The 19,754-nt window shown below is 73.3% G+C and carries 16 protein-coding genes and 1 pseudogene; 9 read left to right on the forward strand and 8 right to left on the reverse strand.

Translation table 11 applies throughout. From position 1 onward, the window contains the following. The first annotated feature begins 17 nt into the window (after positions 1 to 17). A complete protein-coding gene (locus tag CNQ36_RS04455) occupies positions 18 to 2,840 on the forward strand; it encodes a beta-L-arabinofuranosidase domain-containing protein (RefSeq protein ID WP_121545014.1) in 2,823 nt (940 codons plus the stop codon). A gap of 91 nt (positions 2,841 to 2,931) precedes the next feature. Continuing rightward, positions 2,932 to 3,681, forward strand: a complete 750-nt coding sequence (locus CNQ36_RS04460; RefSeq protein WP_121545015.1) for a DUF4142 domain-containing protein — start codon at positions 2,932 to 2,934, stop codon at positions 3,679 to 3,681. 7 nt (positions 3,682 to 3,688) lie between these two features. On the opposite strand, the gene CNQ36_RS04465 is transcribed toward CNQ36_RS04460, so the two are convergent. Beyond that, positions 3,689 to 4,456: a LysR family transcriptional regulator substrate-binding protein gene (locus tag CNQ36_RS04465; RefSeq protein WP_176116450.1), complete on the reverse strand. Its 768-nt coding sequence runs from the start codon at positions 4,454 to 4,456 to the stop codon at positions 3,689 to 3,691. Between the two features lie 37 nt (positions 4,457 to 4,493). Between CNQ36_RS04465 and CNQ36_RS04470 the strand changes: the two genes are divergently transcribed. The 3 genes from CNQ36_RS04470 (at position 4,494) to CNQ36_RS04480 (ending at position 6,692) form a co-directional block, all read left to right on the forward strand. Continuing rightward, positions 4,494 to 4,907, forward strand: coding sequence for a DUF5997 family protein (locus CNQ36_RS04470; RefSeq protein ID WP_040907796.1), 414 nt, complete (start codon positions 4,494 to 4,496; stop codon positions 4,905 to 4,907). A 120-nt stretch (positions 4,908 to 5,027) separates the two neighbouring features. Then, on the forward strand, positions 5,028 to 5,495 hold the full coding sequence (locus CNQ36_RS04475) for a hypothetical protein (protein WP_176116451.1): 468 nt from the start codon (positions 5,028 to 5,030) through the stop codon (positions 5,493 to 5,495). A gap of 111 nt (positions 5,496 to 5,606) precedes the next feature. After that, a complete protein-coding gene (locus tag CNQ36_RS04480; RefSeq protein WP_163013198.1) occupies positions 5,607 to 6,692 on the forward strand; it encodes a DNA polymerase III subunit beta family protein in 1,086 nt (361 codons plus the stop codon). 224 nt (positions 6,693 to 6,916) lie between these two features. Here the strand turns inward: CNQ36_RS04480 and CNQ36_RS04490 are convergent, their stop codons facing one another. Together CNQ36_RS04490 and CNQ36_RS04495 are read right to left on the reverse strand one after the other, a co-directional pair. After that, entirely contained in the window at positions 6,917 to 8,164 is a 1,248-nt protein-coding gene (locus CNQ36_RS04490) for a cation:proton antiporter (RefSeq protein ID WP_004934711.1), read from the reverse strand. 4 nt (positions 8,165 to 8,168) lie between these two features. Further along, on the reverse strand, positions 8,169 to 8,639 hold the full coding sequence (locus tag CNQ36_RS04495) for a cation:proton antiporter regulatory subunit (RefSeq protein WP_040907791.1): 471 nt from the start codon (positions 8,637 to 8,639) through the stop codon (positions 8,169 to 8,171). Between the two features lie 305 nt (positions 8,640 to 8,944). Between CNQ36_RS04495 and CNQ36_RS04500 the strand changes: the two genes are divergently transcribed. After that, positions 8,945 to 9,781: a universal stress protein gene (locus tag CNQ36_RS04500; protein ID WP_176116453.1), complete on the forward strand. Its 837-nt coding sequence runs from the start codon at positions 8,945 to 8,947 to the stop codon at positions 9,779 to 9,781. A gap of 65 nt (positions 9,782 to 9,846) precedes the next feature. On the opposite strand, the gene CNQ36_RS04505 is transcribed toward CNQ36_RS04500, so the two are convergent. Next, complete coding sequence (locus CNQ36_RS04505; RefSeq protein WP_228312916.1) at positions 9,847 to 10,335, reverse strand: ATP-binding protein; 489 nt, start codon at positions 10,333 to 10,335, stop codon at positions 9,847 to 9,849. A 176-nt stretch (positions 10,336 to 10,511) separates the two neighbouring features. Between CNQ36_RS04505 and CNQ36_RS04510 the strand changes: the two genes are divergently transcribed. Further along, the gene (locus tag CNQ36_RS04510) at positions 10,512 to 13,166 is read left to right on the forward strand and encodes a helix-turn-helix transcriptional regulator (RefSeq protein ID WP_121545019.1); all 2,655 of its coding nucleotides are present in this window, start codon (positions 10,512 to 10,514) and stop codon (positions 13,164 to 13,166) included. Positions 13,167 to 13,506: 340 nt separating this feature from the next. Further along, positions 13,507 to 14,865: an MFS transporter gene (locus CNQ36_RS04515; RefSeq protein WP_206278426.1), complete on the forward strand. Its 1,359-nt coding sequence runs from the start codon at positions 13,507 to 13,509 to the stop codon at positions 14,863 to 14,865. 264 nt (positions 14,866 to 15,129) lie between these two features. On the opposite strand, the pseudogene CNQ36_RS04520 reads toward CNQ36_RS04515, so the two are convergent. Together CNQ36_RS04520 and CNQ36_RS04525 are read right to left on the reverse strand one after the other, a co-directional pair. After that, positions 15,130 to 15,312: pseudogene (locus tag CNQ36_RS04520) on the reverse strand (alpha/beta fold hydrolase); the annotation flags it as partial. 44 nt (positions 15,313 to 15,356) lie between these two features. Then, the gene (locus CNQ36_RS04525; RefSeq protein WP_121545020.1) at positions 15,357 to 15,788 is read right to left on the reverse strand and encodes a secondary thiamine-phosphate synthase enzyme YjbQ; all 432 of its coding nucleotides are present in this window, start codon (positions 15,786 to 15,788) and stop codon (positions 15,357 to 15,359) included. 83 nt (positions 15,789 to 15,871) lie between these two features. Between CNQ36_RS04525 and CNQ36_RS04530 the strand changes: the two genes are divergently transcribed. Next, positions 15,872 to 16,948 carry an NAD(P)-binding domain-containing protein gene (locus CNQ36_RS04530; RefSeq protein WP_121545021.1) on the forward strand — a complete coding sequence of 359 codons (1,077 nt, stop codon included), beginning with the start codon at positions 15,872 to 15,874 and terminating at the stop codon, positions 16,946 to 16,948. 48 nt (positions 16,949 to 16,996) lie between these two features. Here the strand turns inward: CNQ36_RS04530 and mltG are convergent, their stop codons facing one another. After that, a complete protein-coding gene (gene mltG, locus CNQ36_RS04535; RefSeq protein ID WP_121545022.1) occupies positions 16,997 to 17,842 on the reverse strand; it encodes an endolytic transglycosylase MltG in 846 nt (281 codons plus the stop codon). Between the two features lie 43 nt (positions 17,843 to 17,885). Beyond that, a complete protein-coding gene (locus CNQ36_RS04540; protein WP_121548370.1) occupies positions 17,886 to 19,688 on the reverse strand; it encodes an ABC transporter ATP-binding protein in 1,803 nt (600 codons plus the stop codon). Positions 19,689 to 19,754: the final 66 nt, after the last annotated feature.

Consider the following 19,754-nt stretch of genomic DNA (forward strand, 5'->3'; position numbering starts at 1 on the left):
CGAACAGAGGAGCGTTCATGGCACGGCCCCTCTCCAGACGAACCCTCTTGCAGACCGCCGCACTGACGGCGGCGGCCACGGCGGTCCCCGCCGCTGCCGCCGGACCCGCCCACTCCGCACCGAACGCTCCGGCCACCCCCTCCGGCGTGCCGGCGGCGTGGACCGTACGGCCGTTCGGACTGGAGGACGTGACACTCGGGCCGGGCGTCTTCGACGCGAAACGGCGGCTGATGCTCGACCACGCCCGTGGCTACGACGTGAACCGGCTGCTCCAGGTCTTCCGCGCCAACGCGGGCCTGTCCTCCCGGGGCGCGGTCGCCCCCGGCGGCTGGGAAGGGCTGGACGGGGAGGCCAACGGCAACCTGCGCGGGCACTACACCGGCCATTTCCTGACCATGCTGGCGCAGGCCCACCGGAGCACCGGCGAGCAGGTCTTCGCGGACCGGATCGGCACCGTGGTGGGCGCCCTGGCCGAGGTGCGGGAGGCGCTGCGGAGCGAGCCGGCCGTGCTGAGCACCGGGGGCCGTTTCGGGCGCGCGGCGGAGAACGTGCGCGGCTCGTACCAGTACGTGGACCTTCCGGCCGCCGTCCTCGACGGGACCCCGGCGCTCACCCTGTCCGCGTGGGTGCGGCCGGCGCACGGTGCCGCCTGGGCGAGGATCCTCGACTTCGGCGACGACACCACCCGCTACCTGTACCTGGCCGCGCGCAACGCCGCCGGTGTGCCGCGGTTCGCCGTCACCGCCTCGGGGCCGGGCGGCGAGCAGGGCCTCGACGGCACCGCCCCGCTGCCGCTCGACGAGTGGAGCCACCTGGCCGTGACCGTCGCCGACGGCACCGGCACCCTCTACGTCGACGGCGCCGCCGTGGCCCGCAACACGGCCATGACACTGACCCCGGCCGCGCTCGGCACCCTCGCGCACCACTGGCTGGGCCGCTCCCACTTCCCCGCCGACCCCGTCTTCGCGGGCGCGTTCGAGGACGTCAACGTCTACGCGCGGGCGCTGACCGCCGACGAGGTCGCCGAGCTGCACGCCGGCCGTGCCGCCGACACCTCGGCCGGCCGGGGCGACCTCGCTTCCTACGCCTTCGACGAGACGGCCGGAGGGACCTTCGCGGACGCCTCCGGCCGGGGCCTGGACGCCGGGCTGCGCCGCACCTGGGGCGCGCCCAGCCACCCCGGCTTCCTCGCCGCGTACCCGGAGACCCAGTTCATCGCGCTGGAGTCGATGACCGGCAGCGACTACACGCGGGTGTGGGCGCCGTACTACACCGCGCACAAGATCCTCCGGGGGCTGCTGGATGCGTACCTCGCCACGGACGACGAGCGGGCTCTCGATCTGGCGTCCGGCATGTGCGACTGGATGCACGCACGGCTGTCCGTGTTGCCGGCGGCCACCCTCCAGCGGATGTGGGGGCTGTTCTCCAGCGGGGAGTTCGGCGGCATCGTCGAGGCGGTCTGCGACCTGCACGCGCTCACCGGCCGACCCGAACACCTCGCCCTCGCCCGGCTGTTCGACCTGGACCGGCTCATCGACGCCTGCGCGGCCGACACCGACGTCCTGGAAGGGCTGCACGCCAACCAGCACATCCCAATCTTCACGGGCCTGGTGCGGCTGCACGACGAGACGGGCGAGCAGCGCTACCTCACCGCCGCGAAGAACTTCTGGGGCATGGTCGTACCCCACCGCACGTACGCGATCGGCGGCACCAGCAGCGGCGAGTTCTGGAAGGCGCGCGGCGTGATCGCGGGCACCATCGGCGACACCACCGCGGAGTCCTGCTGCGCGTACAACATGCTCAAGCTGAGCCGGGCGCTGTTCTTCCACGAGCAGGACCCGGCGTACATGGACTACTACGAGCGGGCCCTCTACAACCAGGTGCTCGGCTCCAAGCAGGACCGGCCGGACGCGGAGAAGCCGCTCGTCACCTACTTCGTCGGCCTGACGCCCGGTCATGTGCGGGACTACACGCCCAAGCAGGGGACGACCTGCTGCGAGGGCACCGGCATGGAGAGCGCCACGAAGTACCAGGACTCGGTGTACTTCGCGAAGGCCGACGGCTCCGCCCTGTACGTCAACCTCTACAGCGACTCCCGGCTGGCCTGGGCCGAGAAGGGCGTGACGGTCACACAGAGCACGCGCTACCCGGAGGAGCAGGGCAGCACGCTCACCATCGGCGGCGGCCGGGCCTCCTTCACGCTGCTGCTGCGGGTGCCGTCCTGGGCGGCCGCCGGCTTCCGGGTGACCGTCAACGGGCGCGCGGTGCCGGGCGCTCCGGTCCCCGGCCGGTACTTCGGGGTCTCCCGGTCCTGGCGCGACGGCGACACCGTACGGATCTCCGTGCCCTTCCGGCTGCGGGTGGAGAAGGCCCCCGACGACCCCGGTCTGCAGGCCCTGTTCCTCGGCCCGGTCGGCCTGGTCGCCCGCAGGCCCGGTCCGGAACCGGTGCGCTTCGGGCTGTACGGCAACGCGGGCCTGTCCGGTGATCTGCTGCCCTCCCTCACCCCGGTCCCGGGCAGGCCCCTGCACTACACGCTGGACGGGGTCGGGCTGGCGCCCTTCGCGGAGGGGACCGAGGACCCGACGCACGCCTACTTCCGGCGCTCGGAACCGCGTGTGATCTTCGGCACGTCGGACTCCACGGTCGCCAATCCCGCCCGGGAGGACGGCACGACGCTGCTCGACGAGATCTGGGCCGGGGCGCCCTTCAGCGGCAAGGGAGCGCTGGTGGCACGGGTGCGGGCGACCGTGGACGCCTGGGTCCTGGCCGGTCTGCTCGGCCGCGCCGACGGAGACAAGGTGGTGAGCACGGCGCGGCGGGCCGAGTACGCCCGCTGACCGGTCCGAAAATTCTCTCCCGAACGGTGATTGTCTCCCGCCTCGCGTCCGTACTTCCTGCTGTTGGGCCGTTCACATCCCAGGAGGCACGATGCGCATCTCGCGCAGCACGGCAGGAACCGCGTTCGTGGGCGGAGCCATGATCCTCACCCTCACCGCGCTCGCCTACCCCACCATGCTGGGCGTACAGAACACCTCGACCAAGCAGGACCGGGTGGTCGCCAACACGAACTACGGCCCGCTCACCGAGTCGGACCGCGACTTCGTGGTGAAGGTGCGCGCGGCGGGGCTGTGGGAGCACCCGCTGGGGCTGCTGGCGATGGAGCGCGGTACGACGCCCGAGATGAAGGAGGCGGGCGAGCACCTGGTGGTCGGGCACGGCCGGCTCGACGCCAGCTGCCGCAAGATCTCCCTGGAGCTCGGCATCACGCTGCCGAACCAGGCGTCACCGCAGCAGCAGGGTTTCGTGGAGACGGTGAAGTCCGCCGGCGGCAAGGAGTTCGACTCCACGGCGGTGAACATCATGCGGGTGACCCACGGGCAGATCTTCCCGGCCATCGCCAACATCCGCGCCAACACCAGGAACACCCTGGTCCGGCAGCTGGCCGACCAGGCCAACGACACGGTGCTGGACCACATCACGGTGCTGGAGAAGACGGGGCTGGTCAATCACGAGCAGGTCAACTTCCAGCAGACCAGCCCGCCCAAGATGCCTAACGAGCAGGTGACCCCGCCGGCCCCGCAGGCGGGTGCGCCGGTCCTCGTGCTGGAGATCCCCAAGGGGCTGGAGGACCTCAACACGGTCTCTCCGGCACCGTCGCCGTCCTCCACCGTCCGGTAGCGGGGTGTCACCGCCCGCGGCGGGGCCTGCCCCGCCGCGGGTTCTTCGCCGCGCCCCCGCCGGCTCCCCGGCGGCCCTGCGCGGCGGTCCCGCCGGACTGCTGCCGGCCGGCGGCGGGGCGCCTGGGTTTCTGCGCGGCGGGCTTCTGCGCGGCCTGTTCCGGCCGGCGGCCCCGGGAGCTGTTGACGGTGCGGCCGCGGACGATGCCGATGAAGTCCTCGACCAGGTCCGTCGTCGCCGCCTCCGGCCAGGCCAGCGCCACGGCCGACCCGGGAGCCGGTTCCAGGGGCCGGTGGGTGAGGTCCTTGCGGTGGTGCAGCCGGGCGAGCGACAGCGGTACGACGAGCACCCCGATCCCGGCCGCGACGAGCTCGATCGCGTCGGCGGTGGTGGCGGGACGCTCCAGGGCGGGCCGCCCGGGCGGGCTCTCCCAGTCGAGCACGTCGTCGAGGGGGTGCAGCACGATCTCGTCGGCCAGGTCCTCCGGGGACACCGCGTCGGCCGCGGTGACGAGGTGGTCCTTCGGGACCACGACGACCGTCTGCTCGGTGTAGAGGGGGATGGCGCTGAGGACCGTACGGTCGACGGGCAGCCGGACCAGGCCCGCGTCCGCGTCCCCGGCCAGCAGCAGGCCCTGCGCCGCCCCGGCGGACACCTGGGTGAGGGTCAGCGGGACGTCGGGCAGCCGCTCGTTCCAGATGCGCACCCATTTGCCGGGCATCACGCCGGGTACGTACACGAGCCGGAACGAGGGGGACACTTCCGAGCCTGTCACCTGGCCAGGTTACCGGCCGTGGTCGGCGGTCGTGCACATGGTCGATACCCTGGACGGCATGACGCAGCACCAGAGCACCCAGACGATGAAGCCCGCGACCGCGGCGAAGAAGCTGGGTGTGTACCTCGAGGCCACCCCCGCCGACTTCCGGGAGGGTGTGGTCTCCCGCGCCGAGCTGAACGCGCTCCAGACGGACCCGCCGCAGTGGCTGCGGGACCTGCGGCGCGACGGCCCGCACCCCCGTCCGGTGGTCGCGGCGAAGCTGGGCGTGTCCATCGCCGGTCTCGCGCGCGGCGGGGTCACCGAGGCGCTCACCACGGAGCAGATCGAGACGCTGAAGGAACAGCGCCCCGAGTGGCTGGAGCGGGAGCGCACCACCCAGGCCGAGGTCCGCAAGGAGGCGGCGCGGATCAAGCAGCGGAACGCGGAGCGCGCGGCGAGCGGCGACTGACCGGAACGCCAGGGCACGCCACCCTTCCGGTGGACGGAGATGTCCACCAGCATGGCGGTACCGCACGCGCCCACAGCGGCGCGGCCGACCGCGCCCGGGGTGGGGACATTGCACAGCTCCATGGGGAAGCAAGCCGTCGAGTGGCTCGCCGCGGCGGCCACGGACCCGCAGGCGTGCAAGCGCGAGTGGGACCACGGCAGGGGCACGGCGCTGCTCGCGGCGGGCCGGTACTGGGACGTGCTGAGCGTGCCCGACCGCCTCGGGCTGCTCGCCCTGGACATCCTGTGGCGCGAACCCCTGAAGGTGCCCGGGCCCACGCTGGTGGACGTCACGGCCGGCCGGGTGGGCTTCTTCCTGCCGCCCGATCCGGTCAGCGAGTGGGTGGGATGCGGGGTGCGGCACGTCGGCCGGGGTTCGTGGGTCGCCGTGCCCCCGCCGTACCGGCCCGCCGGCCGGCTGGAGTGGCTCGTCCCGCCGGACGGCACCGGCGCCCTGCACGCCCCCGGCCCGCTCGAGAGGGCGCTGCGCCGGGCGACCGGCACCCTCGCGGTGCTGGCGCCGGTCAGCGCGGAGCCGGCGGACTGGTGAGCCTCTCGCGGGAGTCCCCGACCGGGGACCCGCGGTTTCTCGCGCGCCTTCGGGGCCGGTGTTGACCCTCGACCTTGTCGAGGGACCAGGGTTCCGGGTGTGGAGAGCGAGATGCGCAGCATTGGTGAGACGGCCCGGGACAGCGGGCTGGGCGTGAGCGCCCTGCGGTTCTACGATCGCGCCGGCGTCCTGGTGCCCGCCCGGGTGGACCCGGTCAGCGGCTACCGCTGGTACGCCCCCGAGCAGCTGGAGGAGGCGCGGCTGCTGGCGCGGCTGCGCCGGGCGGGGATGCCGCTGGCGGACATCCGGCTGGTGCTGGCCGGCTGGGCGGGCGCCGACACCGATCTCGTACGGCGGCTGCTCGAGGCGCATCTGCGCCGGCTGGAACGGGGGCTGTCCGATGCCCGTACCGAGTTCTCCGCGCTCCGAGCACTACTCGACGACCGGGAGAACCCCATGACCTCGCTCAGCGAAGACACCGCCGTCCGGCTGTCCCTCTCCGGCTCCGCACTGGCTGCCGCACTGGACGCCGTCCGGTTCGCGGCGGGTACCGACCCCGGGCTGCCGATGCTCGGCGGGATCCTGTTCGACGTGGAGGACGGCGCGCTGTGCCTGGTGGCCACCGACCGGTACCGGATGGCGGTGGCACGGGCCGCCGCGGAGGGCCCCGCCGGGTCCCGGGTGCGGGTCACGGTGCCTCTTCCGCTCGCCGACGCGATGCGGGCCCTGCTGGACGGTGACGATCCGGTCCGGCTCTCCGTGGACGGTGACCGGGTGACCCTGGAGACCGGGGACCGGCAGACGGCCGGCCAGTGCCTCGGCCACGACTTCCCCGACTACCGGCGCCTGGTCCGTCTCCCGGCCGGCCGGCGCGCCCCGGTGGACGTGCCGGCCTTCCGGGAGGCGGTGCGCACCGGCCCGGTACGCACCGGCGAGGTGCGCGAGCAGGACGGGGTGCCCTGCGACCTCACCGTCCTCGAGGTGGCGGCCGACGGCTCGGTCGCACCGGCCGGGGACGGTGCCGAGGGCCGGGACCTCGTCGCGGTCAACCGGGACTTCCTGCTGGAGGCCCTCGCCGCGGGGGCGGGCGACCGGCTGGTCCTCGAGATCGGCGACCCCACGGCCCCCCTCGCGATCCGCAGGCCGGACGACGCGGACACGTTCTCGATCCTGATGCCGGTGCGCCTGGAGGACTAGGGTCTTTCGTTTGGATCAGGCCGGATCAGGGAGCGGGGTCCGGTGCCGTGCGTCGCAAGGCGGAGGAGGGCGCCATGGCGGAGCCACGGCAACCGACGACAACGCGGCGAGGCGCGGTGCCGGGGCCCGCGAGCCCGGCGTGATCCAAACGAAAGGCCCCAGCGGTTCCACCCGGCTCCCGCCGGGTGGCGGGGTCCGGCACGTCCGCCGGACCCCGCTCGGCCTCAGCGTTCGGGCCGGCTGTCGTCCACCGGTTCCAGGGACTCCGCGGCCGGCGCCGTACGGCTCGGGGGTACCGCGTCGGCGGACGCGGCGCGCCGTGCGGTCAGGCGGAGCGCGATGGGCTCGGTGTAGCGGGCCGTGAGCGGGCCCAGCACGACCAGGACCAGGACGTACGCCGTGGCCAGCGGGCCGAGGTCGGGTTCGATGCCGGCGGTGACCGCGAGGCCGGCGATGACGATGGAGAACTCCCCGCGGGCGACCAGGGTGCCGCCCGCGCGCCAGCGGCCCTTGGGGGAGATCCCGGCCCGGCGGGCGGCCCAGTACCCGGTGGCGATCTTCGTCAGCGCGGTGACGACGGCCAGCGCGAGGGCGGGAAGGATCACCGGCGGGATGGACTGCGGGTCGGTGTGGAGCCCGAAGAAGACGAAGAACACCGCGGCGAACAGGTCCCGCAGCGGAGCGAGCAGATTGTGCGCGCCCTCGGCGACCTCCCCGGACAGGGCGATGCCGACCAGGAACGCGCCGACGGCCGCGGAGACCTGGAGCTGCTGGGCGAGTCCGGCGACGAGCAGCGTCAGACCGAGCACCACCAGCAGCAGCTTCTCCGGGTCGTCGCTCGATACGAAGCGGGAGATCACCCGTCCGTAGCGGACGGCCACGAACAGCACCAGCCCGGCGACGCCCAGCGCGATGGCGAGGGTGACGCTGCCCGCGGCGAGGCTGACGCCCGCCAGGAGGGCGGTGATGATCGGCAGGTAGACCGCCATGGCGAGGTCCTCGAGCACCAGGATGCTGAGGATGACCGGGGTCTCGCGGTTGCCGAGCCGTCCGAGGTCGCCGAGGACCTTCGCGATGACGCCGGAGGACGAGATCCAGGTGACGCCCGCCAGGACGACCGCGGCGACCGGGCCCCAGCCGAGCAGCAGGGCGAGTGCCGCGCCGGGCAGGGCGTTCAGCGCCATGTCGACGAGACCGGCCGGGTACTGGGTCTTGAGGTTGGAGACCAGGTCGCTGGCCGTGTATTCGAGGCCGAGCATGAGCAGGAGGAGGATCACGCCGATCTCGGCGCCGATCGCGACGAACTCCTCGCTCGCGCCGAGCGGCAGCAGCCCGCCCTCGCCGAACGCGAGGCCGGCCAGCAGGTAGAGCGGGATCGGGGAGAACTGGAGGCGTCCGGCGAGTCGTCCGAGCAGGCCGAGCCCGAGGATGATCGCACCGAATTCGATCAGGAAGACTGCGGAAGAGTGCACGCGCTCACTCCCGCCCGAGGATCTCGGCGGCGGACTCGATGCCCTCGCGGGTGCCGATGACAATCAGCGTGTCACCACCCGCCAGCCGGAAGTCGGGCGCGGGGGACGGGATCGCCTCGGCCCGCCGCAGCACGGCCACGATCGAGGCGCCGGTGTCGGTGCGCATACGGGTGTCGCCCAGCAGCCGGCCGTTCCAGTGGGAGGCGGCCGACAGTTCGATGCGCTCGGCGACCAGCCCCAGGTCGGTGGTGTGCAGCAGGTTGGGGCTGTGGTGGGCCGGCATCAGCGCGTCTATCAGCGCGGCCGACTCGGCGACGGTCAGGCGCAGCGACCGGGCGCAGGCGTCCGGGTCGTCGGAACGGTAGAGGTTCACCGTGCGGGCGCCGTCCCGGTGCGCGATCACGGACAGGTGCTCGTGCTCACGCGTGGTGAGGTCGTATTTCACGCCGATGCCCGGCAGCGGCGTGGCGCTCATCCGTGGAGCAGGCACAGCCCGTCCCCTTCCCTGTTCACTTCAGATGTCGTCCGGTGCGAGGCGGGACGAGCCGTCGTACGGCACTGGTGATCCACCCCCACCTGGGCAATGGTGCCATCCCCCCATTCCGCCGGAACATGGGTGTTGTCACGGATGGACACGGGACGCGAGAGAACCGCAGGATGACCGCGGAGAGCGTATCGCCACAGGTCGGCGAGGGGTTGCCGTAGACCGGAGCACCTTGGTACGCGCCCTCCGCCGTGGGGTACCCGGTTTTCACCGGACGTGAGGAACGGGAGCGAGTGGTGAAGGACACGGTGATCGTGGGAGTGGACGGTTCGCCGTCCAGTCTGGCCGCGGTCGACGCGGCGGCCAGGGAGGCCGCGCTGCGCGGCGCACGGCTTCGGATCGTGCACGCGTACAGCCGCCCCGCCGATCTGGATCCGATGGTCCACGGTGTGCTGGCGCAGGCCGAGCAGCGCGCCCGGGAGGACGCTCCCGGGCTGGAGGTGGACCGGACGGTGGCGTCCGGCGAGACGCTGACGGTGCTGCGGAGCGAGTCGCGCCAGGCGGTGCTGACGGTGGTCGGCGGGCGGGGCCGCAGCGGGGTCGGCGATCTGTTGCTGGGCTCGACGGCCGTACAGCTCGCCGCGCACGGGCACGGCCCGCTGCTGGTGGTCCGGGGCCGCGCCGAACCCGAGGGGCCGGTGCTGCTGGCCGTGGACGGCTCGCCGACCGGGAACGCGGCGGCGGAGTTCGCCTTCGCCGAGGCCGGGCTGCGCGGGGTCCCGCTGGTCGCGCTGCACGTGTGGAACACCTGGAGCGAGCCGACGCCCTACGAGGGGCACGCCGATCCGATGAGCGTGGTCGTGGACCTCGACCGGCTCGCCGAGAGGCACCAGCGGCTGCTGGCGGAGGCGGTGGCCCCGTGGCGCGACGCCTTCCCCGGGGTCGCCGTGGAGCTGCGGGCGGAGCGGGGGCGGGTACGCCACACGCTGCTCGAGGCGAGCCGCACGGCGCAGCTGGTGGTGGCCGGGGCGCGGGGGCGCGGCGGCTTCACCGGGATGCTGCTCGGTTCGGTCAGCCAGGCGCTGCTGTACCACGCCGACTGCCCCGTCACGGTCGTCCGCGGCGAGGAGTGACCGCGCGTCCGGCCCTGTGACGGCGCCCGTGCGGCCCGGTCACGGTCGGCCGGGTCCCGCGGGCGTCACAGGGCGATCACGGCACGTACCTGGGTCCCGTCCGCGGAGCGCAGGACCGAGGTGTCGACGGAGTACGCGTCGACCAGGGCGAGGCCGCGGCCGAACGGGGCGTCCATGTCGTCGGGCTCGCAGCGGGGCGCGGGGCGCTGCCGCCAGCGCCCGCAGTCGCGCACCCGCACGGTCAGCGAGGTGTCGTCGATCTCGAACACCACCTCCAGTTCGGGGCTGCCGCTGTGCAGGACGACGTTGGTGCCGAGCTCGCTGACGATCACCGTGAGCGCCTCCTCCGCCGCTTCGGGCAGGCAATGGCTGCGGACCACCGCGCGGGCCAGCCGGCGCAGCCGGGGCACGGCCCGCGCGGAGGCCGGGAGGACGGCCACCACCAGGAACCCCTTCCCACGTGGCGCCGCCTGCCCGCACGGCCCCTCGTGTCCCGCCGGCCGGGGCACTCCGAGGACCGCCCCGGCCGGGCTCGCACCAATCACGTTTCTCACGCCGGACTCCTGACTGCGCCGGCCGACGTCGTCGGCAGCGGGGCCCACCGATCCACCGGGACCGCGGGGTCTTACGGGTTCCACGCTGCCGACTGTCCTCCGTGCCGGGCAATCAGGGCAGACTGAGTACGGATACGCAAACAACCGGGGACACGCGTGGAACGGGGTGACGAACCATGCCGGACAGCGCTGGGTCGGCGGAGGACGCCGAGGCGATACTGCGCGGGCGGCTCGCCCCCGCCCTCGACCCTCGGGGGGACGGCCGCCCGGTGCTGCTGCTGGTGGAGGGCGCCGCCGGCACCGGCAAGACCCGGCTGGTGGAACGGCTCGTCGAGGCGGTGGCGGGGACCGTCCACCGCACCGCGCCCGGCGGGTCGCCGGCCGGCGACGGGCCGGAGCTGCTGGTCGCCGAGGACGTGCACCGGGCGCCGGCCGAGGACGTCGCCCGGCTGCGCGCCCTGCTCGCCGACCCGCCCCCGCACCTCGCCTGCATTCTGAGCTACCGGCCCGAGGAGCTCGCCGTTCCGGGGCTGCCGCTCGGACCGGACACCGACTTCCCGGCCCGCCTCGCGGTCGTCCGGCACGTACTGGGGCCGCTGGGCGTCGCCGAGGTGCGGCGGGCGGCCCTCGCCGCGCTGGGCGCCGACCGCTGCACGCCGGACCTCGCGGCCGGTCTGCACCGCCTCTCGGGCGGTGTCGCCCAGACCGTCGCGGACCTGCTCGACCTGCTGGCCGGTCAGCCGTCCGCCGTCGGCCTCGACCGGCTCGGGACGCCTCCCCGGCTCGACGTCCTGACGCTGCGGCGCACGGCCGCCGTGCCCGAGGAGCACCGGCGGATCGTGCACGCCGCCGCCGTCCTCGACGAGCCCGCCACCTCGCACGACCTGGGCATGGTGGCGGGCCTGCCCGGCCGAAGCGGCGCCGACGCCCTCGCCGCCGCGCTGCGGGCCGCCGCGCTGGAGGAACGCGGCGACGGCCGGTACGGCTTCGGCTCACCGCTCGCCGCGGCGGCCGTGCGCCGCGCGACGGCGGGTCCCGTGCGCGAGGCGCTGCACCGGCGGGCCGCGAAGTTGCTCGCCAGGCGCCAGCCCGTCCCGTGGGAGCGCGTGGCCGTCCACCGCCGCGCCTGCGGTGACGAGCGGGGCTGGCTGGTGGCCGTCGAGCGCGCGGCCGGGCGGTTCGAGGAGGCCGGCGGACAGCAGCACGCGGTGGAGCTGCTCGAGTCGGCGCTCGCCACCGGCCCGGTGCCCGAGCAGGCCCGGTCCCGGCTCGCCAGGCTGCTGGCCCGCTGCGCCGTGGTGGGGCTGCGTTCCGACGAGACGCTGAAGGTGCTCCGGCACATCGTGGCCGACCCGGGACTTCCTCCCGCGGTGCGCGGGGAGATCCGCCTGGATCTGGGGCTGCTGCTGTGCAACCAGATGGGCGAGGTCATGGAGGGGCGGGACGAGCTGGCCCGCGCGGTGGACGACCTGGCGGGCGAGCCGGTGCCGCTGGCCCGGGCGATGTCGGCGCTGGCGATGCCGTACGGACCGGACGCGTCGTTCGCCGAGAACGTCGCCTGGATCGAGCGGGCCGTGGCGGTCGCGGAGGAGTCGGGTGATCCCGTGGTGCGGGCCGCCGTGGCCGCGAACCGGGTGAGCGTGCTGCTCAACGGCGGCGACCCGGCGGCGTGGCCGCTCATCGAGCGGCTGCCCCGCGACAGCGATCTCATCGGCTGCCGGCAGCAGACCTCCCGGGGCCTGTGCAACGCGGCGGACGCGGTGGTGTGGCTCGGCCACTACGAGAAGTCCCGCGACCTGCTCGCCGAGGGCGTCACCCTGGCCGCGCGCAGCGGGGCGGTCTACGCCGAGCAGACCGGCCGGGGCTGCGCGCTGGTCGTGGACTGGGCGACGGGCCGCTGGGCCGGGCTGGCGGAGCGGTGCCGGGCCTTCGTCGACGAGTCCGGCGACATGCCGTACCTCGCCTCGGACGCCCGGATGGTCCTCGGTCTGCTGGCCCTCGCCCGTGGCGACTGGGCCGACGCCCTCGACCGTCTGACCGGGCCCGAAGCGGCCGACCTGGACACCGGCCCGGTGCCGATCTCGGCGACCGTGTCCGGCGCCCTGATCCGGCTCGCGCTCGCCCACGACGACGTCGCCGGCGCCGCCGCCGAAGCCGCCGTCGCCTGGCAGCGGCTGCGTGCCAAGGGGATCTGGGCGTGGGCCGCCGAACTCGCCCCCTGGGCGGTGGAGGCGACCCTGCGGGCCGGAGACACGGCCGCCGCGAGCGCGATGACGGCGGAGTTCGCCGCCGGTCTGGACGGCCGCGACGCGCCGTCGGCGGACGCCGCCCTGGAGTGGACCCGCGGGGTCCTCGCCGAGCACACGGGGCGGACGACGGAAGCCGCCGCCCGCTACGAGAGCAGCGCCGCCGCCTACCGCTCGCTGCCGCGTCCCTACCACGCGGCTCTCACCGCCGCGGGCGCCGCCCGCTGTGCCCTCGGCGGTGCGCAGGACAGTGGTCCCGCCGTCGCCCTGCTCACCGACAGCGCCGCGGTCTTCGACGCCCTCGGAGCGACCTGGGACGCCGCCCGTACCCGCGCCGAGCTGCGCCATCACCAGCCGGCGGCGGAACGCCGGCCGCCCGGCCGCCCCGCCTACGGCGACGCGCTGTCGCCGCGCGAGGAGGAGGTCGCGGAGCTCGCCGCGGCAGGCATGTCCAACCGGGAGATCGCCGCCACGCTGCACCTGTCCCCGCGCACCGTCGAGCAGCATGTCGCCCGTGCGCTGCAGAAGACCGGCGTGCACTCCCGCCAGCAGCTCGGGAGGGTGCTGGGGCCGGCGTCGCACTGATCGCGTATCCGGGGGGCCGCCCGCGGGGCGGCACGATGAGCGGCCGGCCGGTCCGGTGGTGTACGCAGCGTCATCGCGGTTCACCTCGGTCGGCGGATTGGGCACCGCAGTCCTGCAGCGGCCCTCTGCGGCTGTGGTCTCCAGGCGTACAGGAAGACCCGCTCCGCCGCGCGGCGGAGCTCCCGTAGGAGCGCATCGGCACCAGCGCGACCGCGTTTCGGCGAGTTGATCGCCGGGCGGCGCGCGTGGCGCGCCGCCACCCGACCGGGTTGTTACTCTCCGTGCGCATGCCGGGAGACACGGACAGCCAACGGAGAGGGCACGGGGCCGGAGCATCGCCATGAACGAACCCCCTTCCAGCAGCCCCGCCGTCGCGCACCGGTGGGTCTCCCTGTTTGCGATCTGCACGGCCGCAGGGATGGTCTGGCTTGCGTTCGGCGACCTCAGTGTGGCGATTCCGCAGATCGCCGACGAGTTCAACGGCAACCTGTCGAGCTTGCAGTGGGCGAACAACGCCTTCAGCCTCGTCACCGGTGCCCTCGTGATCACCGCCGGCAAGTTCGGCGATCTCTTCGGCCGCCGCCGGATGCTTCAGGTGGGCACGGTGCTGCTTGCTGTCTTCTCCGTACCTGCCGCGCTCGCGCCCGACATCGGATGGCTGGTCCTCAGCCGTGGTCTCATGGGCATCGGCGCTGCGCTGATTCTGCCGGCCTCGCTCGCGCTCATCCCGCCCGAGTTCTCCGGAAAGGCGGAAACCACCGCGTTCAGTGTCTGGCAGGCGGTGGCCTGGGGAGGGCTGTCCGTCGGGCCCGCGCTCAGCGGGGTCATCACGGACGGCCTCGGCTGGCGCTGGCTGTTCTGGATCAACCTGCCGCTCGCTGTGATCACTCTCGTGGTCGTCCGGGTCACGACTCCGGAGTCCCGCGACGAGACGGCCGGTCACACGATCGATTGGCTGGGGCTGGGGCTGGCATCCATCGTCCTTGCGGTCTTCGCACTGTTGTACGCGCTCACCGAAGGGCCGAGCCAGGGATGGGGAAGCCCGCTGATCGTGGCGCTGTTCGTGGCAACCGTGGTGCTGTCGGTCGTGTGGTGGTTCGTCGAACGCCATGTGAGCCAGCCGCTCGTGGACCTGAAGCTGTTCAAGATCCGGGCCTACAACGGCGCGCTCGCGGCCAACCTCACGATGAACTTCACCTTCGCCGGGATGAGCTTCCTCCTCGTGCTCTGGTTGGAGAACGCACGCGGCTACAGCGCGGTGGAGGCCGGGGTGCTGATGCTGCCCGCCACCGTCGGGGTCTTCCTCTTCATTCCGCTCGGCGGCAGGCTCGCGATCCGGTGGGGCGGACGGCTTCCCGCGGTGGTGGGGCTCGTCGTGGCCAGCGCCGGCCTGACTCTGCTCGGTTCTCTCGGTACGCGCAGTTCGACGGAGTACCTCGCTGTCGCACTCATCGTCATCGGGCTCGGTCTGGGGTTGGTGAGCACCCCGGTGGCCAATACGACCGTCGGAGAGGTCCCGATCGACCTTGCGGGCACCGCTGCCGGTGTGTTCAAGATGTCCAGCATGCTCGGTGGCGCCCTCGGGGTCGCCGTCCTCACCGCGGTCGCCAGAGAACTCACGACGAGAGACGCGGCCTCTGTCGTCGAGGCGTCGGGGCTGAGCCCGGCGGACATCTCCCAGTTCCGCAGGCATTGGTGAACTCCTCGTCCTTCCGGGAAGCGATCGCCTCACTGCCGCCCGACCTCGGGCGCACCGTGCAGCAGGCAGCCGTCTCGGCGTTCTCATCCGGTGTCGCCGACACGATGGCGGTCACGGCCGTCCTCACCTTCGTCGGGACGGCGGCCGTATTCCTCCTGTGGCCTCGCCGACGCAAAGCCGACGCCACCGTCGCCGGGCCCGGACCAGAAGACCGGCCAAACCCGTAGGGCGCCCCCCCCTGGATCCCGCCATGATCAGGAACCCCTAGCCAGAGCACCAACGGCCGCTGAAGCAGTCGGTGAGGGCGGCGGCGACGGCCTCGGGCTGCTCCTCGGGGATGTAGCGACCGGCGTCGGGCACGATGACGCCAGCCAGGTTCTCGGCCCACGGGCTGATGGAGGCCGCCGTATCCGGGATCGAGCCGTGGCTGCTGGAGATTCCGAGGACCCCTTGCAGTTGGTGCGGCCGGACGTACCCCCGTTCAGTCAGGCCTAGCCGACGCCGCCCAGGAACGACAACCGCACCTGCCGGTTGTGATTCGAGACGTTCGTGTCGACCAGGCACACCGACTGCCAGGTGCCCAGTGCGAGCCGGCCGTCCACCACCGGGAGGGTCGCGTGGGGCGGGACGAAGGCGGGGAGGACGTGGTCGCGTCCGTGCCCCGGACTGCCGTGGCGGTGCTGCCAGCGGTCGTCGGCGGGCAGCAGGGTGTGCAGGGTGGACAGGAGGTCGTCGTCGCTGCCGGCGCCCGTCTCGATGACGGCGATGCCGGCCGTGGCGTGCGGCACGAAGACGTTCAGCAGGCCGTCCCGGCCGGCCGCCGCCTCCCGCAGGAAGGACTCGCAGTCGCCGGTGATGTCGACGACCCGCTCGTCGGAGCCGGTGGCGATGTTCAGGACACGGGTGGTGAAGGCATCGGACATGCGCTCCATCCTGGCCCATGCGCCCGGCTTCCGGCGGCAGCGCGTGCGGGAAGATCCACGGTCTCCCGGCGGTTGGTGGAAACGTGAACAACACGCGCGAGGTCGAGGTGGTCGTCATAGGCGCCGGGCAGGCCGGGCTGTCGAGCGCCCATCACCTGCGGCGGTCCGGGTTCGAGCCGGACCGCGACTTCGTGGTGCTAGACCACTCCCCCGGTCCCGGCGGCGCCTGGCAGTTCCGGTGGCCCTCGCTGACGTACGGCAAGGTGCACGGGATGCACGCGCTGCCCGGCATGGAACTCACGGACGCCGATCCGGCGCGCGCCTCCTCCGAGGTGATCAGCGAGTACTTCGACCGTTACGAGCGGACGTTCGACCTGCGGGTACGGCGGCCGGTCGACGTACGGGCGGTGCGCGAGGGGTCCGGCGGACGGCTGCTGGTGGAGACCTCGGACGGCAGCTGGGCGACGCGGACGCTGATCAACGCCACCGGCACCTGGGACCGGCCGTTCTGGCCGCGCGTGGCCGGCCAGGAGACCTTCCGGGGACGGCAGTTGCACACCGCGCGGTATCCGGGGCCCGAGGCGTTCACCGGGCAGCGGGTGGTCGTGGTGGGCGGCGGGGCCTCCGGCACCCAGCATCTGCTGGAGATCGCCCCGTACGCGGCGGCCACGACGTGGGTGACCCGGCGGCCCCCGGTCTTCCGGGAGGGCCCCTTCGACGTGGAGGCGGGCCGGGCGGCCGTGGCACTCGTCGAGGAGCGGGTGCGGCAGGGGCTGCCTCCGCGCAGCGTCGTCTCGGTGACGGGGCTGCCGCTCAACGACGCGATCCGGCGGGGGCTCGCGGAGGGCGTGCTCGACCGGAAGCCGATGTTCGACCGGATCACACCCGAGGGAGTGGAGTGGGCGGACGGGCGGCGGGTGCCGGCCGACGTCATCCTGTGGGCGACCGGATTCCGGCCCGCCATCGAGCATCTCGCCCCGCTGCGGCTGCGGGAGCCGGGGGGCGGGATCCGGCTCGAGGGCACGCGGGCGATCGCGGACCCGCGGATCCATCTGGTCGGCTACGGCCCGTCGGCCAGCACCATCGGCGCCAACCGGGCGGGGCGCGCGGCGGTGCGGGACATCCGGCGGCTGCTGGCGGCGGAGTCGGTCCCGGGGTGACGGACGGCGGCGGAGCCGGTCCCGGCGTGACGGCCGACGGGGGCCCGCTCACTTCGCCGACGGTTCGGCCGCCTTCTTCCGCAGCTCGTCCGACTCGGCGACGTTGCGCTGGTGTTCGGCCAGCTCGGCCGTGAAGCGGGTGTCGCCGGGCTTGACGGTGACGAAGTACAGCCAGTCGCCCGGGGTGGGGCTGATCGCGGCGCGCACCGCGTCCTCGCCCGGGTTGTCGATCGGGGTCGGGGGCAGCCCCATGCGCCGGTAGGAGTTGTAGGGGCTGTCGACCTCGGGGTCGGCGGCCGTGGCGCTCGGCGCCGAGCGGCCCAGGGCGTAGTCGACGGTCGAGTCCATCTGGAGCGGCATTCCGCGCTCCAGCCGGTTGAAGATCACCCGGGCCACCTTGCCCATGTCGGCCTTGCCGGTCGCCTCCGCCTGGACGATGCTCGCGACGGTGACGGCCTGGTAGACGTTCATGGCGTTGCGCTGCGCACCGGCGGCGATCGGCGCTCCGTTGAACTTCTTGTTGGCGGTGTCGACCATGCGGGACAGCAGTTCCTGGGGCGTCGCCTTCTCCCGGAGCGGATAGGTCGCCGGGAAGAGATAGCCCTCCGGATTGCCCTGTGCCTCGTTCGGCAGCTTCAGGTCCGCCTTGGCGAGGGACTTCTTCGTGGTGCCCGCGGGCAGGTCCAGGGTCTTGTCGATGGCGTCGTACACCTGGCTCGCCCGCCACCCCTGCGGGACCACCAGCGCCGTGGGGCGCGGCTCGTCGTCGCCGCCCATGATCAGCAGCGGCACCGCCACGGCGGTGCCGGCCACGACGGCGCCGAGCGCCGCGAGGGCGAGACGGCCCCGGCGCGTCAGTCGGATCGAGCTCCGTGACGGAGTGTTCGTCTGCATGCGGGCACGGTAACCCGCATACCGTCATAAACCTGGCATATCTTCATCTTGTCGGCTCGAGTTGGGCGTCCCGGCGGACGAGGGCCGCATAGCGTCCGCCCCGCTCCAGCAGTTCCTCGTGGGTGCCGCGTTCGACCGCGCGGCCGGAGTCGAGCACCACGATCTGGTCCGCGCCCCGGACGGTGGACAGCCGGTGGGCGATGGTGATCGTGGTGCGGTTGGCGGACAGGGCGTCGATGGCCTTCTGGACGGCGGCCTCGGTACGGGTGTCCAGGGCGCTGGTGGCCTCGTCGAGCACCAGGACCGGCGGGTCACGCAGGATGGTGCGGGCGATCGCCAGGCGCTGCTTCTCGCCGCCGGAGAAGCGGTGTCCGCGCTCGCCGACCACCGTGTCGTACCCGTCCGGCAGGGCGGCGATGTGGTCGTGGATCTGGGCGGCCCGCGCCGCCGCGTGCAGTTCCTCGTCGGTGGCGTCGGGCTTGGCGAAGCGCAAATTGTCCGCGACCGAGGCGTGGAAGAGGTAGGTCTCCTGGGAGACGACGCCCACCGCGCGGGCCAGCGTGCCGAAGTCGAGGTCGCGGACGTCGGTCCCGTCGAGGGTGACCCGGCCGCCCGTGACGTCGTAGAGCCGCGGCACCAGGTGGCCTAGGGTGGACTTGCCGGCGCCGGTCGGCCCGACGACGGCGAGGCTGCCGCCCGGCGGGACGGTGATGTCGATGCCGTCGAGAACGGGGCCGCCCTTGCCGTCGTAGCCGAAGGTGACGTCCTCGAAGCGGACCTCGCCCTTCACGCGGCCGAGGCGCACCGGGTCCTCGCGCTCGGTGATGTCGATCGGGAGGTCGAGGTACTCGAAGATCCGCTGGAAGAGGGCGAGCGAGGTCTGGATCTGGACGCCCGTGGACAGCAGGCTGACGGCCGGGCGGAACAGGCCCTGCTGGAGCGAGACGAACGCGACGACGGTGCCGATGGAGACCGCAGAGCCGCCCGTCCCCAGGGCGATGCCGGCCGTCCAGTAGATGATCGCCGGCATGGCGGCCATCACGATCGTGATGACGGCCATGCGCCAGCGGCCGGCCATGTTCGACCGCACTTCGAGGTCGACCAGACGCTCGGACTCCTCTGAGAAGGCGCCGGTCAGGGAGTCGGAGCGGCCCATCGTGCGGCCCAGCAGGATGCCGCTGACCGAGAGCGACTCGGTGACCGTCGCGGCCATCGCGGCCATCTGCTTCTGGCGCTGGGTGGTGATCCTCTTGCGCTCGTTGCCGACCCGGCGGCTGATCCAGACGAACACCGGGAGCAGCACCAGCGACACGATCGTCAGCCGCCAGTCGAGGGCGAGCATCGCGACGACGGTGGCGACCACACTGGTGAGGTTGGAGACCAGGGAGGTCGCCGTGGAGGTCACGGTGGCCTGCATGCCGCCGATGTCGTTGGCGATGCGGGACTGGACCTCGCCGGTGCGGGTGCGGGTGAAGAAGGCGAGCGACATGCGCTGCAGGCGGCCGTAGACGGCGGTGCGCAGGTCGTGCATGACGCGCTGGCCGACGGTGGTCGAGATCAGGGTCTGCAGCACGCCGAACACGCTGGTGAGCACCGCGCTGAGGATCATGCCGAGCGCCAGCAGGCTGAGCAGCCCGGTGCGGCCCTCGGGGATCGCGACGTCGAGGATCGCCTTCAGCAGGAACGGGGTGGCGACGGAGACCAGCGACGCGGCGCCGACCAGCAGGCCGACGACCGCGAGACGCCCCCGGTAGGGACGGAAGAGCCTCAGGATGCGCCGCACCTGCCGGGGCTGCTCCTCGGCGCCGGCAGGCGGGGTCCAGTCGGGTACGTGGTCGGGATGCATGGTCTCCTCGGGGACGGCGGTCCGGACGCGGGGCGCGAGCGGAGCCCCGCTCATTGTTACCTATAC

Origin of the sequence: Streptomyces fungicidicus, from assembly GCF_003665435.1 — a bacterium.
Taxonomy (GTDB): domain Bacteria; phylum Actinomycetota; class Actinomycetes; order Streptomycetales; family Streptomycetaceae; genus Streptomyces; species Streptomyces fungicidicus.